Below are 575 nucleotides of genomic sequence, written 5' to 3' on the forward strand. Positions count from 1 at the left end.
TTGTGTTTTTTGCGATGGAACAGGAGAATCGGATATTGACCCATATAAAGAAGTTTATGGTGATTAGCAATTATGTAAAAAATAAAGGTGTGTTAAATGGCTAAAACAATAAAAGAAAAGAATCAGTTAGAATGTAATAAAAGGGCAAGAGAAAAATATGCAAAGGAAAAGACAACATCTATTGCTATTCGCTTTATGCATAATACAGAAGCGGATTTGTTGGAATATCTTAATTCAATGCCAAATAAAGCAGGATATATAAAGAGTTTGATTCGGGCAGATATGGAAAGGCATTGACTTAAAACTATTAGGAATGGCATAGTGTATATTTGAACAAAGGCATTTTACCTATAACTATGGTAATATGTCTTTTTCTTGTATGTGATGATTGTCAAATGGGGTATACAGTTGATTTGTAATCCAATTTTTGTAATTATACTTTTCGGCAATCAACTTCTCGGCAGATTTCAGAAATTCGTTGAGGAAGAGATGAACCCCACAATAGGTAGTGTAAATAAGTTTGTGTTTTTGGAAATAAATGGCTCCTTTTTGGTAAGAATTAGGATATGCAAATT

The 575-nt window shown here is 31.7% G+C and carries 2 protein-coding genes; one reads left to right on the forward strand and one right to left on the reverse strand.

Features of this window, described 5'->3' with window-relative positions; translation table 11 throughout:
* Positions 1-96: 96 nt before the first annotated feature.
* Positions 97-297, forward strand: a complete 201-nt coding sequence (locus D7Y06_RS25510; protein WP_120410238.1) for a hypothetical protein — start codon at positions 97-99, stop codon at positions 295-297.
* Between the two features lie 57 nt (positions 298-354).
* Here D7Y06_RS25510 and D7Y06_RS26770 read toward each other — a convergent pair.
* On the reverse strand, positions 355-575 hold a 221-nt coding region (locus D7Y06_RS26770), incomplete at its 5' end, for a hypothetical protein (RefSeq protein ID WP_207667364.1).

Origin of the sequence: Roseburia sp. 1XD42-69 (genome assembly GCF_003612565.1) — a bacterium.
GTDB lineage: Bacteria > Bacillota > Clostridia > Lachnospirales > Lachnospiraceae > Roseburia_B.